We start from the raw sequence: 12,051 nt of genomic DNA, 5'->3' as shown, positions 1-12,051 counted from the left end.
GGAGACGTCTCCCCGTGCGTATCGCAGTCACCGGCTCCATCGCCACCGACCACCTCATGACCTTCCCCGGCCGCTTCGCCGACCAGCTGGTCGCCGACCAGCTGCACACGGTCTCGCTCTCCTTCCTGGTCGACAACCTGGACGTACGCCGGGGAGGGGTGGCCGCGAACATCTGCTTCGGCATGGGCCTGCTCGGCACCAGGCCGATCCTGGTCGGCGCGGCCGGCTCCGACTTCGACGAGTACCGCGCCTGGCTCGACCGGCACGGCGTCGACACCAGCGGTGTGCGGATCTCCGAGGTCCTGCACACCGCCCGCTTCGTCTGCACCACGGACGCCGACCACAACCAGATCGGCTCCTTCTACACCGGCGCCATGAGCGAGGCCCGCCTCATCGAGCTCAAGGCCGTCGCCGACCGCGTGGGCGGCCTCGACCTCGTCTCGATCGGCGCCGACGACCCGGAGGGCATGCTCCGCCACACGGAGGAGTGCCGTACGCGCGGCATCCCGTTCGCCGCCGACTTCTCGCAGCAGATCGCCCGCATGGACGGCGACGAGATCCGCGTCCTCCTCGAAGGCGCCACGTACCTCTTCTCCAACGAGTACGAGAAGGGGCTCATCGAGTCCAAGACCGGCTGGACCGACGAGGAGATCCTGGGCAAGGTCGGCCACCGGGTCACCACGCTCGGCGCCCGGGGCGTGCGCATCGAGCGGGCCGGCGAGGAGCCCATCGAGGTCGGCTGCCCGGAGGAGAACGTCAAGGCCGACCCGACCGGCGTCGGCGACGCCTTCCGCGCCGGATTCCTCTCCGGCCTCGCCTGGGGCGTCGGCCTGGAGCGCGCCGCCCAGGTCGGCTGCATGCTCGCCACGCTGGTCATCGAGACCGTGGGCACCCAGGAGTACACCCTCCACCGCGCCCACTTCATGGACCGCTTCACCAAGGCGTACGGCCACGAGGCCGCCGCCGAGGTCCACGCGCACCTCGCCTGAGCACCCCGTCAGGAGAGCCGGCGGACCACATAGGCCGCGCCCCGGTCCGCCGGCTCCTCGCCCACGTACTCCTGTTCGCGCATCGCGCACCAGGCCGGGATGTCCAGCCGGGCCGCCTCGTCGTCGGAGAGCACGGTCACGGTGGCGCCCACCGGCACCCCTCCGATCACCTTTGCGAGCTCGATCACCGGGATCGGGCACCGCTTGCCCAGCGCGTCGACCACCAGCGAGTCGTCCGGGGCGGGGGAGGGGGCCGCGGCGGCCGGCGCGCCGAGCTTCTCGCGGACCCCGGCGACCAGCCCCGGCAGCACCTCCAGGAACCGGTCGACGTCTTCCTCCGTGGTGCCCCGGGGCAGCGACACGCGGACGTTGCCCTCCGACAGGACGCCCATCGCCTTGAGCACATGGCTCGGCGTCAGCGTGCTGCTCGTGCAGGACGAACCGGACGACACGGAGAAACCGGCCCGGTCCAGCTCCCCGAGCAGAGTCTCCCCGTCGACATAGAGACAGGAGAAGGTCACCAGGTGCGGCAGCCGCCGCACCGGGTCGCCGACCACCTCCACATCGGGCACCAGTGCGGGCACCCGGGCCCGGATGCGGTCCACCAGTGCCCGCAGCCGGACCGCCTCCGCGTCCGCCTCCGCCCGCACCGCGCGCAGGGACGCCGCCGCCGCGACGATCGCCGGCAGGTTCTCGAACCCCGGCGCCCGCCCCGACTCCCGCTCGTCCGCCGGCCCCTGGGGCGCGAACCGCACCCCCTTGCGCACCGCGAGCAGCCCGACCCCGGCCGGCCCGCCCCACTTGTGCGCGCTGCCCGCCAGCAGCGACCAGCCCTCCGGCACCGGGCCCCAGGCCAGCGACTGCGCCGCGTCCACCAGCAGCGGCACCCCGGCCGCCCGGCACAGCCCGGCCGCCTCGGCCACCGGCTGCTCGGTGCCCACCTCGTGATTGGCGGACTGGAGGCAGGCGAGCGCGGTGTCCTCGGTCAGCGCCCGCCCGAACGCCTGTGCGTCCACCGCGCCGGTCCGCTCCACCGGGACCCGGGCGACCGTGCCGCCCCGGTCCTCGTGGTCCGCCGCCGCGTGCAGGACCGACGAGTGTTCGACCGCCGACACCACCAGACGGCGTCCGACACGCCGACGACCGGCGAGCGCGCCGGAAATTCCGGAATGCACCGCCTGGGTGCCCGACGAGGTGAAGGTGAGCTCGTCCGGGCGGCACCCGACGCCCTCGGCCGCCGCCTCCCGGGCCGCGTCGAGCAGCAGCCGGGCGCGGCGTCCCTCGCGGTGCAGCCGGGCCGGATCGGCCCAGCCCTCGTCCAGCGCGGCAAGCAGCGCCTGGCGGGCGACGGGATGCAGGGGGGCGGCGGACGCCGCGTCGAAGTAGGGCACCCGGTCACGCTAGCCGGGAGCACCCCCGCCGCCCGCCACCGGCCGCCCTCCCGCGTGGAGGGGGCGTCAGATGGCAGCCGGAGGCGCGAATTCCACCCCTTCGGGGAGTCGGGCGGCGCGTTGGGCACCCTCCCCGCGCGACCCCAAATAGCGTCCAGTAGGGTTTGGTCCGCATAAACATCCAAACCCCTGCCCGTACAGGGCCGGCGACCGACCAGCGAGACGGCCGCGCCGACCGTGCGGGCGAGACTCTCGGGAAGGCGCTACGTGAGTCCCAACGGCTCCGACCGCTCGTCGCGGCGCCCGATGCGGCGGAAGCTGCCGCAGGTGCTGACTGCGGGCCTGATCCTGGCGACCGCCACCGGTTGCACGTACAAGGACTTCCCCCGCCTTGGTATGCCTACGCCGGTAACGGAAGAGGCCCCCCGGATCCTTTCCCTCTGGCAGGGCTCGTGGGCGGCAGCGCTCGCCACGGGCGTGCTGGTCTGGGGCCTGATCCTGTGGAGCGTCATCTTCCACCGGCGCAGCCGCACCAAGGTGGAGGTACCTCCGCAGACCCGGTACAACATGCCCATCGAGGCGCTGTACACCGTGGTCCCCCTGATCATCGTCTCGGTGTTGTTCTACTTCACCGCACGGGACGAGACGAAGCTCCTCACGCTCTCCCCGAAGCCCGCCCACACCATCAACGTGGTCGGCTACCAGTGGAGCTGGGGCTTCAACTACATCGAGAACGTGGACGGCTCCGCCGCCACGGGCAACGAGGTCCCCAAGGAGCTCGACGCCATCCCGAACAGGTTCCGCAAGGACTTCCCCAAGGGTGCGGACGGCGTCTACGACGTCGGCATCCCGGGAGACCGGAACCCGGACACGGGCAACCCCGGCCCGACCCTGTGGCTGCCCAAGGGGGAGAAGGTCCGTTTCATCCTGACTTCCCGTGACGTCATCCACTCCTTCTGGGTGGTGCCGTTCCTCATGAAGCAGGACGTCATTCCGGGCCACACCAACGCCTTCGAGGTGACCCCCACCCAGGAGGGCACCTTCATGGGCAAGTGCGCCGAGCTCTGCGGCGTCGACCACTCCCGGATGCTCTTCAACGTCAAGGTCGTCTCCCCGGACGAGTACCAGGCGCACCTCAAGGAGCTGGCGAAGAAGGGCCAGAAGGGCTACGTGCCGGCCGGTATCGAGCAGACTGACCCGGCCAGGAATGCGGAGACGAACAAACTGTGAGCATCCTCAACGAACCTCAGGGTGCCGCGGCAGCAGACGACTCGTACGAGGACGAGCTGCCGGTCCGGCGGAAGCAGCCGGGAAACGTCGTCGTCAAGTGGCTGACCACCACTGACCACAAGACGATCGGCACGATGTACCTGGTCACATCGTTCGCCTTCTTCTGCATCGGCGGCCTGATGGCGCTCTTCATGCGCGCCGAGCTGGCCCGGCCGGGCACGCAGATCATGTCGAACGAGCAGTTCAACCAGGCGTTCACGATGCACGGCACGATCATGCTGCTGATGTTCGCGACGCCGCTGTTCGCGGGCTTCGCGAACTGGATCATGCCGCTGCAGATCGGCGCGCCCGACGTGGCGTTCCCGCGGCTGAACATGTTCGCCTACTGGCTGTACCTCTTCGGCTCGATCATCGCGGTGGCCGGCTTCATCACCCCGCAGGGTGCCGCCGACTTCGGGTGGTTCGCCTACTCCCCGCTCTCGGACGCCGTCCGTTCGCCGGGTGTCGGCGCCGACATGTGGATCATGGGTCTGGCCTTCTCCGGCTTCGGCACGATCCTCGGTTCGGTCAACTTCATCACCACGATCATCTGCATGCGCGCGCCCGGCATGACGATGTTCCGCATGCCGATCTTCACCTGGAACGTGCTGCTGACCGGTGTGCTGGTCCTGCTGGCCTTCCCGGTCCTGGCCGCCGCGCTGTTCGCCCTGGAGGCGGACCGTAAATTCGGTGCCCATGTATTCGACGCGGCCAACGGCGGCGCCTTGCTGTGGCAACACCTCTTCTGGTTCTTCGGCCATCCAGAGGTGTACATCATCGCCTTGCCATTCTTCGGGATCATTTCCGAAGTGATCCCGGTATTCAGCCGCAAGCCGATGTTCGGGTACATCGGCCTGGTGGCCGCGACGATTTCCATCGCCGGCCTCTCGGTGACCGTGTGGGCCCACCACATGTACGTCACCGGCGGTGTGCTCCTGCCGTTCTTCTCCTTCATGACGTTCCTCATCGCGGTGCCCACCGGGGTGAAGTTCTTCAACTGGATCGGCACGATGTGGAAGGGCTCGCTGTCCTTCGAGACACCGATGCTCTGGGCGATCGGCTTCCTGATCACCTTCACCTTCGGTGGTCTGACCGGCGTCATCCTGGCCTCGCCGCCGATGGACTTCCACGTCTCCGACTCGTACTTCGTGGTCGCCCACTTCCACTACGTCGTCTTCGGCACCGTGGTGTTCGCGATGTTCTCCGGCTTCCACTTCTGGTGGCCGAAGTTCACCGGCAAGATGCTGGACGAGCGGCTCGGCAAGATCACCTTCTGGACGCTGTTCGTGGGCTTCCACGGCACGTTCCTGGTGCAGCACTGGCTGGGCGCGGAGGGCATGCCGCGGCGTTACGCGGACTACCTCGCCGCGGACGGCTTCACCGCGCTGAACACCATCTCGACCATCTCGTCGTTCCTGCTCGGCCTGTCGATCCTGCCGTTCTTCTACAACGTCTGGAAGACCGCCAAGTACGGCAAGAAGATCGAGGTGGACGACCCGTGGGGCTACGGCCGTTCGCTGGAGTGGGCGACCTCCTGCCCGCCGCCGCGGCACAACTTCCTCACGCTGCCCCGTATCCGCTCCGAATCCCCGGCGTTCGACCTGCACCACCCGGAGATCACGGCGCTGGAGCAGCTGGACCACGCCGCTGAGGGTGACAAGGCCCTCGCCGGCGGCAAGGAGGCCGGCAAGTGAAGATCCAGGGCAAGATGTTCCTCGGTCTGGCGCTGTTCATCCTCATCATGGCCATCACGTACGGCGTGTGGTCGAAGGAGCCGGTCGGCACCACCGCCCTGCTCCTGGCGTTCGGCCTGAGCGTCATGATCGGCTTCTACCTGGCCTTCACGGCCCGGCGGGTCGACGCGATGGCGCAGGACAACAAGGAGGCCGACGTCGCGGACGAGGCCGGCGAGGTGGGGTTCTTCTCCCCGCACAGCTGGCAGCCGCTCTCGCTGGCGATCGGCGGTGCCTTCGCCTTCCTGGGCATCGTCTTCGGCTGGTGGCTGCTGTTCTTCTCGGCGCCGCTGCTCCTGGTCGGCCTCTTCGGCTGGGTGTTCGAGTACTACCGCGGTGAGAACCGCACCCAGTGAGACCGGTCCGCCGGTAGCACACCGCTCCACCTGACGGGGGGCCGACACTTCGACAAGAAGTGGCCGGCCCCCCGTTTGCACTCGTCCCGCGCGCTGAAACGGACGAATGTTCTTACGTTGAGTCCATGAACCACACGCTGCGCATCCGTCCCGTAGTGAGCTGCACTCTGCTGGCCGCGACCTTGGTCGCCGGGGCGGCAGCCTGCGGGGATTCCGACGACCACCCGCTGTCGGCCCAGCCGTTCGACGCGGCCGACCAGGTCTCCTTCAACACGCCAGACGGCGGCAAGGAGGTCGACCCGGACAAGCCCCTGGAGATCCGGGTCGACGCCGACGACGGACGGATCACCGACGTATCGGCCGTGGACGCCGCAGGACGCCATCTGGCGGGCGAACTCGACGCCGACGGACACCGGTGGCACTCCACCGCCCCGCTGGCCGCAGGGACCCGTTACACCGTCAAGGTCCGCATGGAGGACGGCGACGGGGCCCCGGGCAACCGCACGATGTCCTTCGACACCGCCAAGGCCACCAAGTTCCTCCAGGTCACCTTCGGCCCCCGGGCGGGCACCTACGGCGTGGGCCAGCCCCTCGTCGCCACGCTCAGCGCCCCCGTCACGGACAACGCCTCACGCGCCACCGTCGAGCGCGGCCTGCGGGTCCGCTCCACGCCCGCCGTCACCGGCTCCTGGTACTGGGTCGACGACAAGACGCTGCACTACCGGCCCAAGGAGTACTGGCCGGCGAAGGCCGGCATCGAAGTCAGCTCCAACCTGACCGGCATAAAGGTCACCGACTCGCTCTACGGGGCCCCCGCCAAGGCGCTGAAGATCACCACGGGGGACCGCATCGAGGCCATCACGGACGCCTCGGAACACACCATGACGGTGCTCCGCAACGGCGAAGTGATCAACACCATCCCAGTCACCACGGGCAAACCCGGGTTCGACACGCGCAACGGCGTCAAGGTCGTGCTCGGGAAGGAGCAGTACGTACGTATGCGCGGGGAATCCATCGGGATCGCCGCCGGCTCCTCGGAGTCGTACGACCTCGACGTCTACTGGGCCACCCGGGTGACGTGGAGCGGCGAATACGTGCACGCGGCGCCCTGGTCCACCGGCTCGCAGGGGTACGCCAACGTCAGCCACGGCTGCACCGGCATGAGCACCAGCGAGGCCGAGTGGTTCTTCAACACCGTGCGCGAGGGCGACATCGTCAGCGTCGTCGGCAGCGACGGCGAGACGATGACGCCCTTCGACAACGGCTACGGCGACTGGAACCTGTCCTGGGCCAAGTGGCAGAAGGGCAGCGCGCTGCACAACGACACCACCGCACCGAAGGTCGACAAGGTCAGCGCGGCGCGGCTGCGCCCCCAGGTCTGACCGTGGAACCCGTCCGTGGGGGCTCAGGCCCCCACGGACAGCCGTGTACGCAGCAGGGCGGCCAGGGAGTCCGCGAACTCCACCGGCTCCACCGGCAGCGTCACCGCGGCGTCCGCGCGGCTCCAGGTGGCCAGCCAGGCGTCCTGCGGGCGCCCGATGAGGACCAGCACCGGCGGGCAGCGGAAGACCTCGTCCTTGATCTGCCGGCAGACGCCCATGCCGCCCGCCGGAGCGGTCTCGCCGTCCAGCACGCAGACGTCGACGCCCCCGCGGTCCAGGGCGTCCAGGACGGCGGGCAGGGTGGCGCACTCCAGGAACTCCACCGGCGGCACGTCCGCCGCGGGCCTGCGCCCTGCTGCCAGCCTCACCTGCTCACGGGTGTGCGCGTTGTCGCTGTAGACCAGGACCGTGGCGGTCGGCTGCATGGTTCCTCCGTGACATCCGTGTCTTCGGGGCACTCGGGGCGCTCGGTGGGCGAGAGCCGTCCGATGCGCGGATCGTACTCCGCCCGACACCCTGTCAGCACCGGTTCGCACAGCCCTTCCATGGGCCGTTCGGGCAGGACACACCCCTCTGACACACCGAACGGCACCCCCCGGAGTGAGGGCGGGATAAGCGACCGACATAATGTCGGTCGTGGCGACAGCAACGACAGTAGAAACCGGGCACGCGCACCCGTCGGTCAATCGACCGAACCTCACCAGCGTCGGAACCATCATCTGGTTGAGCTCCGAGCTGATGTTCTTCGCGGCCCTCTTCGCGATGTACTTCACCCTGCGATCGGTGACCGGACCGGAACACTGGAAGGAAATGGCGTCCGCCCTGAACTTCCCGTTCTCGGCGACGAACACCACGATCCTGGTGCTCTCCTCACTCACCTGCCAGCTCGGCGTCTTCGCCGCGGAGCGGGGCGATGTGAAGAAGCTCCGTGCGTGGTTCGTGATCACTTTCGTGATGGGTTCGATCTTCATCGGAGGCCAGGTCTTCGAGTACACCGAGCTGGTGAAGAAGGACGGCCTCTCGCTGTCCTCCGACCCGTACGGCTCGGTGTTCTACCTGACCACCGGCTTCCACGGTCTGCACGTGACAGGCGGTCTCATCGCCTTCCTGCTCGTCCTGGGCAGGACGTACGCGGCCAAGAGGTTCACCCATGAACAGGCGACCGCAGCCATCGTCGTGTCCTATTACTGGCACTTCGTCGATGTCGTGTGGATCGGCCTCTTCGCCACGATCTACATGATCAAGTAACCGGGCCCGAGCCCGAACCACATCCAGCATCGACGCAGAAGATCCTGACACCGGGGTAATCCGTGAAAAAGCTCTCCGCACGACGACGCCATCCGTTGGCGGCGGTCGTCGTACTACTCCTCGCGCTGGCGGCCACCGGGGGGCTGTACGCCGCGTTCGCGCCCGCGAGTAAGGCGCAGGCCGACGACACCGCCCAGTCCCTCGCCATCGACGAGGGCAAGAAGCTGTACTCCGTCGGTTGCGCCAGCTGCCACGGAACCGGCGGTCAGGGCACCTCCGACGGGCCGCAGCTTGTCGGCGTGGGCTCCGCCGCCGTGGACTTCCAGGTCGGTACGGGCCGCATGCCCGCGCAGCAGCCGGGCGCCCAGGTACCGAAGAAGAAGGTCATCTACAGCCAGGCCGAGATCGACCAGCTCGCGGCCTACGTCGCGTCGCTCGGCGCCGGTCCGGCCGTCCCGACCAAGAGCCAGGTCAGCCCTGAGGGCGCGGACATCGCCAAGGGCGGTGACCTGTTCCGTACCAACTGCGCGCAGTGCCACAACTTCACCGGCCGGGGCGGCGCGCTGACGAACGGCAAGTACGCGCCGAACCTGGAGGGCGTGAGCCCGAAGCACCTCTACGAGGCCATGCTGACCGGCCCGCAGAGCATGCCGTCCTTCCCGGACTCGACGATGCCCGAGCAGCAGAAGCGGGACATCATCGCCTACGTCAAGACCGTGAACAGCTCCGAAGCCGAGTCCCCCGGCGGCCTCGCTCTCGGTGGCCTGGGTCCGGTCAGCGAGGGTCTGTTCGGCTGGATCTTCGGTCTGGGCGGTCTGATCGCAGTTGCCATTTGGGTCGCGGCCCACACCGCTAAGGCCAAGAAGTCATGAGTAGCCAAGAGATTCCAGAAGAGAACCTGCCCGACGAGCAGGCCGCCGCGCACGGCGCGGTAGACAAGGCGCACGACGACCCGTTCGCCGACCCGGGGCTGCCGGCCCACAAGCCGCGCATCCAGGACATCGACGAGCGGGCCGCGAAGCGCTCCGAGCGCACCGTCGCGCTCATGTTCCTGTTGTCCATGGTGGCGACGGTGGGCTTCATCGCCTCCTACGTCATCTTCCCGGTCGACAAGATCGTCTACATCTTCCCGTTCGGTCACGTCAGCGCGCTGAACTTCTCCCTGGGCCTGACCCTGGGGCTGGCGCTCTTCCTGATCGGCGCGGGCGCCGTCCACTGGGCGCGCACCCTGATGTCCGACGTCGAGGTCGCCGACGACCGGCACGCCATCGAGGCGACGCCCGAGGTCAAGGCGAAGGTCCTGTCCGACTTCGCGGACGGTGCCCGGGAGTCCGCGCTCGGCCGGCGCAAGCTGATCCGCAACACCATGTTCGGCGCGCTGGCCCTGGTGCCGCTCTCCGGCGTGATGCTGCTGCGCGACCTGGGTCCGCTGCCGGAGAAGAAGCTCCGCAAGACCCTGTGGGCCGAGGGCAAGCAGCTCGTCAACATGAACACGATGGAGCCGCTGCGTCCCGAGGACGTGGTCGTCGGTTCGCTGACCTTCGCCATGCCCGAGGGCCTGGAGGAGCACGACGAGGACTTCCAGACGCAGATCGCCAAGGCCGCCCTGATGATCATCCGCATCGAGCCGGACGACATCAAGGACAAGCGCGAGCGCGAGTGGGCGCACGAGGGCATCGTGGCCTTCTCGAAGATCTGCACGCACGTCGGCTGCCCGATCAGCCTGTACGAGCAGCAGACGCACCACGTGCTCTGCCCGTGCCACCAGTCCACCTTCGACCTCTCCGACGGCGCCCGCGTCATCTTCGGTCCGGCCGGCCACGCCCTCCCGCAGCTGCGGATCGGCGTGAACAGCGAGGGCAACCTCCAGGCGCTCGGTGACTTCGAAGAGCCCGTCGGTCCTGCATTCTGGGAGCGCGGATGAGTACTGCGACGAACACGCCCGGCGCAGCGGCGCCGGGCAACCGCAAGGCGCCCGCCGGTGAGCGGGTGGCCGACTGGGCGGACGGCCGGCTGGGGATCTACTCCCTCGCCAAGGCCAACATGCGCAAGATCTTCCCGGACCACTGGTCCTTCATGCTCGGTGAGATCTGCCTGTACAGCTTCATCATCATCATCCTCACGGGTGTGTACCTGACGCTGTTCTTCCACCCGAGCATGAACGAGGTCGTCTACCACGGCCCGTACGAGCCCATGCAGGGCATCCGGATGTCGGAGGCGTACGCCTCGACGCTGGACATCAGCTTCGACGTCCGCGGTGGTCTGCTGGTCCGGCAGATCCACCACTGGGCCGCGGTCATCTTCCTGGCCGGCATGTTCGTGCACATGATGCGCGTCTTCTTCACCGGCGCGTACCGCAAGCCGCGCGAGATCAACTGGCTGTTCGGCTTCCTGCTGTTCGTCCTCGGCATGTTCACCGGTTTCACCGGTTACTCGCTGCCGGACGACCTGCTCTCCGGTACCGGTGTCCGCTTCACCCAGGGCGCGATCCTGTCGACGCCGATCGTCGGTACGTACATCTCGATGTTCCTGTTCGGCGGGGAGTTCCCCGGCGGCGACATCATCGCGAGGTTCTACTCGATCCACATCCTGCTGCTGCCGGGCATCATGCTCGGGCTCGTGGTCGGCCACCTCATCCTGGTCTTCTACCACAAGCACACCCAGTTCGCGGGTCCCGGACGGACCAACAAGAACGTCGTCGGCATGCCCCTGCTGCCGGTGTACATGGCGAAGGCCGGCGGGTTCTTCTTCCTGGTCTTCGGCTTCATCGCGATCGTCGCGGCGATCGCCTCGATCAACCCGATCTGGGCCATCGGCCCGTACCGTCCCGACCAGGTGTCCACGGGCGCCCAGCCGGACTGGTACATGGGCTTCGCCGAGGGCTTCGTCCGTGTGATGCCGGGCTGGGAGATCAACCTCTGGGGCCACACGCTGGTCCTGGGTGTCTTCATCCCGCTGGTCCTGTTCGGTCTGGTCCTCGGTGCGCTGGCCCTGTGGCCGTTCATCGAGTCCTGGATCACCGGGGACAAGCGCGAGCACCACATCCTGGACAAGCCGCGCAACGCGCCGACCCGGACGGCCCTCGGTGCCGCCTGGGTGACGATCTACTTCGTCATGCTGATCGGCGGCGGCAACGACATCTGGGCGACGCACTTCAGCCTCTCGCTCAACGCGATCAGCTGGTTCGTCCGTATCGCCTTCTTCGTCGGCCCGGTCATCGCGTTCGTCGTGACCCGGCGGATCTGCCTCGGCCTCCAGCGCCGCGACAAGGAGAAGGTGCTGCACGGCCGCGAGTCCGGTCTCATCAAGCGGCTGCCGCACGGTGAGTTCGTCGAGGTCCACGAGCCGCTGTCGCCGGAGGCCCGGTACAAGCTCACCGCCCACGAGCAGTACAAGCCGCTCGAGATCGGCCCGACGGTCGACGAGAACGGCGTGGAGCGCAAGGTCTCCAGGATCACCAAGGTCCGGGCCCGGCTCAGCAAGAGCCTGTACGGCGAGAACAACCAGATCGTCAAGCCCACCGCCGAGGAGTACAAGGAGATCACCAGCGGCCACGGCCACCACTGATCACCCGTTCTGATCGCCACGGCGAGAGCCCCGTCCATCCGCTGGACGGGGCTCTTCGCCGTCCCGGGGGGCTCGATAGGGTGGAGCCCTTCCCTATCGGCTGTGGACCCCAGGAG

General features: G+C 68.3%; 11 protein-coding genes. 9 read left to right on the top strand and 2 right to left on the bottom strand.

The features are described 5' to 3' along the window. Positions 1-14 precede the first annotated feature (14 nt). Positions 15-989 (top strand): carbohydrate kinase family protein, encoded by a 975-nt coding sequence (locus FKN01_RS20330; protein ID WP_143622628.1) that lies wholly within the window; start codon positions 15-17, stop codon positions 987-989. A gap of 8 nt (positions 990-997) precedes the next feature. On the opposite strand, the gene FKN01_RS20325 is transcribed toward FKN01_RS20330, so the two are convergent. After that, complete coding sequence (locus tag FKN01_RS20325; RefSeq protein ID WP_143622626.1) at positions 998-2,380, bottom strand: cysteine desulfurase/sulfurtransferase TusA family protein; 1,383 nt, start codon at positions 2,378-2,380, stop codon at positions 998-1,000. 267 nt (positions 2,381-2,647) lie between these two features. Here FKN01_RS20325 and coxB point away from each other — a divergent pair, with 267 nt between their 5' ends. The 4 genes from coxB to FKN01_RS20305 all read left to right on the top strand — a co-directional run bounded on the left by coxB (position 2,648) and on the right by FKN01_RS20305 (position 7,120). Next, positions 2,648-3,610 (top strand): cytochrome c oxidase subunit II, encoded by a 963-nt coding sequence (coxB, locus tag FKN01_RS20320; RefSeq protein WP_143622624.1) that lies wholly within the window; start codon positions 2,648-2,650, stop codon positions 3,608-3,610. Next, the gene (ctaD, locus tag FKN01_RS20315; protein WP_143622622.1) at positions 3,607-5,343 is read left to right on the top strand and encodes a cytochrome c oxidase subunit I; all 1,737 of its coding nucleotides are present in this window, start codon (positions 3,607-3,609) and stop codon (positions 5,341-5,343) included. The genes coxB and ctaD overlap by 4 nt, the downstream gene beginning before the upstream one ends. Continuing rightward, positions 5,340-5,738, top strand: coding sequence for a cytochrome c oxidase subunit 4 (locus FKN01_RS20310; protein WP_143622620.1), 399 nt, complete (start codon positions 5,340-5,342; stop codon positions 5,736-5,738). Before ctaD ends, FKN01_RS20310 begins: the two co-directional genes overlap by 4 nt. Before the next feature lie 125 nt (positions 5,739-5,863). Then, complete coding sequence (locus tag FKN01_RS20305) at positions 5,864-7,120, top strand: Ig-like domain-containing protein (protein ID WP_143622618.1); 1,257 nt, start codon at positions 5,864-5,866, stop codon at positions 7,118-7,120. 23 nt (positions 7,121-7,143) lie between these two features. Here FKN01_RS20305 and FKN01_RS20300 read toward each other — a convergent pair whose 3' ends face one another. Then, complete coding sequence (locus FKN01_RS20300; RefSeq protein ID WP_143622617.1) at positions 7,144-7,545, bottom strand: hypothetical protein; 402 nt, start codon at positions 7,543-7,545, stop codon at positions 7,144-7,146. Positions 7,546-7,747: 202 nt separating this feature from the next. On the opposite strand from FKN01_RS20300, the gene FKN01_RS20295 reads away from it, so the two are divergent. The 4 genes from FKN01_RS20295 to FKN01_RS20280 all read left to right on the top strand — a co-directional run bounded on the left by FKN01_RS20295 (position 7,748) and on the right by FKN01_RS20280 (position 11,935). Beyond that, positions 7,748-8,368 carry a heme-copper oxidase subunit III gene (locus FKN01_RS20295; protein ID WP_026171689.1) on the top strand — a complete coding sequence of 207 codons (621 nt, stop codon included), beginning with the start codon at positions 7,748-7,750 and terminating at the stop codon, positions 8,366-8,368. Positions 8,369-8,430: 62 nt separating this feature from the next. Beyond that, a complete protein-coding gene (locus FKN01_RS20290; RefSeq protein WP_143622615.1) occupies positions 8,431-9,240 on the top strand; it encodes a c-type cytochrome in 810 nt (269 codons plus the stop codon). Beyond that, on the top strand, positions 9,237-10,292 hold the full coding sequence (locus FKN01_RS20285; RefSeq protein ID WP_143622613.1) for a Rieske 2Fe-2S domain-containing protein: 1,056 nt from the start codon (positions 9,237-9,239) through the stop codon (positions 10,290-10,292). The genes FKN01_RS20290 and FKN01_RS20285 overlap by 4 nt, the downstream gene beginning before the upstream one ends. Beyond that, positions 10,289-11,935, top strand: coding sequence for a cytochrome bc complex cytochrome b subunit (locus tag FKN01_RS20280; RefSeq protein WP_143622611.1), 1,647 nt, complete (start codon positions 10,289-10,291; stop codon positions 11,933-11,935). Before FKN01_RS20285 ends, FKN01_RS20280 begins: the two co-directional genes overlap by 4 nt. Positions 11,936-12,051: the final 116 nt, after the last annotated feature.

This window comes from Streptomyces sp. 130, from assembly GCF_007096885.1.
Taxonomy (GTDB): Bacteria; Actinomycetota; Actinomycetes; order Streptomycetales; family Streptomycetaceae; genus Streptomyces.
The sequence above is the reverse complement of the archived record's forward strand: the minus strand, read 5'-3'. Positions and strand labels throughout refer to the sequence as shown.

Bases quoted from the DNA above. Each gene is read 5' to 3' on its own strand.
- FKN01_RS20295 (WP_026171689.1), top strand. From the start codon at position 7,748: ATGTCGGTCGTGGCGACAGCAACGACAGTAGAAACCGGGCACGCGCAC.
- FKN01_RS20280 (WP_143622611.1), top strand. From the start codon at position 10,289: ATGAGTACTGCGACGAACACGCCCGGCGCAGCGGCGCCGGGCAACCGC.
- FKN01_RS20305 (WP_143622618.1), top strand. From the start codon at position 5,864: ATGAACCACACGCTGCGCATCCGTCCCGTAGTGAGCTGCACTCTGCTG.
- FKN01_RS20285 (WP_143622613.1), top strand. From the start codon at position 9,237: ATGAGTAGCCAAGAGATTCCAGAAGAGAACCTGCCCGACGAGCAGGCC.
- FKN01_RS20300 (WP_143622617.1), bottom strand. From the start codon at position 7,545: ATGCAGCCGACCGCCACGGTCCTGGTCTACAGCGACAACGCGCACACC.